The sequence below is a fragment of the Flavobacterium sp. U410 genome, from assembly GCF_053570605.1.
The window spans coordinates 1-2,369 of record NZ_JBSEFI010000047.1; the positions used below are offsets into that span (position 1 = coordinate 1).

Below are 2,369 nucleotides of genomic sequence, written 5' to 3' on the forward strand. Positions count from 1 at the left end.
GTTTCCGGTAGTGGTGCTTACCGCTAATGCCACTGTTGAGGTATTGCCTAAGGTTAGCATACTGTTGGTCGCTCCGCCGTAAACAAACGAAAGATCAAGTCCTTGACCTTCTTCCAGCTGAGAAGCGCTAAAAACATAGCCCGTTTCAAAAGTGTGTTATTTTTTTATCAAGAAGCACATGCTTTGTTTCTTACTCACTACTTGTCCCGCTTTCGCCTGCACATGGTGCCTGTCTCTATCGGGGCTATGCTTCTCTTGTCGCTTTTAAAAAACTATCCCCAAAAGTAGATTCTTAAATGGGCTTCAAGATATTTCTTTTCTCTTGAAAAACAGATTGTTTTCCTACTCAATCTTTTAATATGGGTTCGCAACGTAAGGTTTTTACGTTCAATTCTGTTAGTACAATACTGAAAGCGCTTGTGAATTTCTTTCGGAATTAAACTTGAATAAATATTTAAACCATCTGTGTAAATCCTTTTAGGGTTTAACAACAGTATTTTATCTATTAAAGGGCTTATGTTTTCTGTACTTCTTGAACCTATTCTAATAGCAACAACTTGCCTGCTTACCTTTTCAATACCATAGATTAACCAATTTTGTTTCTTACCATTAGCTATTTTTATCGACATCTCGTCAACTTCAAATTTACAACCAAGTCTATTAAAAAAAGGTATTTTAAGTTGATTACTAATTTTTAACATCCTTGACAATACTGTCTTTGGTGATATTTCCAATACTCTTGAAACGTCCATAACTCCACAACCATTCTTCAATAATCTGGATATCACACAATTGATCGTTAAATCACGGGCTTTGTATCTATAACTATCTTGGAAATTCAAATGACAAATTTTACAATAATAGCGTTGTTTTCCATTTCGTTTGCCTTTCTTAATACAATTCGTTTGATTACAGTTTTTACATTTAATTCGATATTTTCCCATTATAGTTTTTATCTTATTGAATTCGATTTGTTCATTTCATAAATACAAATATAATCAAGCACCAATTTACCATACCTTAAAAACAAGAACCCTTATTTTACAGCTTCTAAGAAAGTTTCAATATTTCAACGAACCAGAATTAACCTATTTTACAAAGCCTATCCTTTTTACAACTTACTGATAATCAAATACAAAAATACATCATTTAACAAAAGCACCTATTTACCATACTACCAATCTATACTATTATTGATGAAACAGGTATAAAATACTGGATTATTAATAATATTAATAAAATTATTATAATACATAACTCATAAAAAATAAAATTATCATTTAGTTTTTTTATAAGTAAAAAAATAATTAATGAAATAACAGTTATTGTTGGAACTAAAAAAAATAAAATCATTTCAGTAACAAAATTTAAATCCGCTATTCTTTTTAAACCAAAAACACCTTGCTTAAATAAGATATAAACTATATTCAATATCAATAAAACTTTTATCAGATTCTTTCTCATTGCTACTTAGAAATTACATTTGTTGATTTTTCAGGTTCGTGGGTTTCTTGTTTTCTTTCTCCTGCTTCTTTTACAGCATCCCTACCCTTTAATTGATTATTAATATCTTTTATTATATTCTGCCATTGATCATTATCTATAGACCTATGATTAGAGCCAGGAGAAAGAACATTAACTCCGTTAGTCTCATCTGAGAAATCCATAGTTCTATCGCTTATAAAATTAAGCGGGTCTGTATTTTGATAATAATTGATAGCATTTTCTACATTAGATGGAATGTTAGTATCTGTCCACCCAAATTTATCTGGATCACGAGCATCCAAAGTTATAAGTAAATCTATGGCGATACCTGAATTTTCTTTTGCAAACTCAATCAGATTATCAGCACCACCACTATGACCTACTAAAATTACTTTGCCGTCAGGATGGGCTTTTTGGAATGATATTACAGTTTCTTTTATCGTAGTTTTTGTACTGTTTGTAGCAGAAGAAGCAAAATGAACTATTTTTAAACCATTTCCTGTAGCAACAATATTAACTAATCCATCATCTGCTCCTATTTCTTGTGTGTGTTCTTTTTCTCTATCTACACCATCATATCCAAAATTTACTATTACTAAATTTTGTACTCCATCTTTCTCGGTAAAAGAAACACTTTCTAATCCTTCTAATTCAATATGTGCAATTACTTTATTTTCACTAAATGCATAAGGAGAGTTCCAAGGGAACTTACTTTCAAGTGGATCAGTAGCAAAAAACCTTCCCACACGTGGGTCGTGCATTCTAAAAGTATAATTTAAAGAATTTCCTTCCCCTTTAATCTCATCGTCTTTTTCTTGTCCTTGGAAGCCGTAACGGTATGAATCAGAGCTTGCATGTCTGTTAGGCAGTAACTGACCAAAAGG

Annotated in this window: 2 protein-coding genes; both read right to left on the reverse strand. The window is 31.4% G+C overall.

Features of this window, described 5'->3' with window-relative positions:
* Window positions 1-272: 272 nt before the first annotated feature.
* Window positions 273-929 (reverse strand): IS1 family transposase, encoded by a 657-nt coding sequence (locus ACUSJC_RS16705; RefSeq protein ID WP_449270693.1) that lies wholly within the window; start codon window positions 927-929, stop codon window positions 273-275.
* A gap of 537 nt (window positions 930-1,466) precedes the next feature.
* Window positions 1,467-2,369, reverse strand: a 903-nt coding sequence (locus tag ACUSJC_RS16710) for an RHS repeat-associated core domain-containing protein (protein ID WP_449270692.1), incomplete at its 5' end; no start/stop codon positions are given.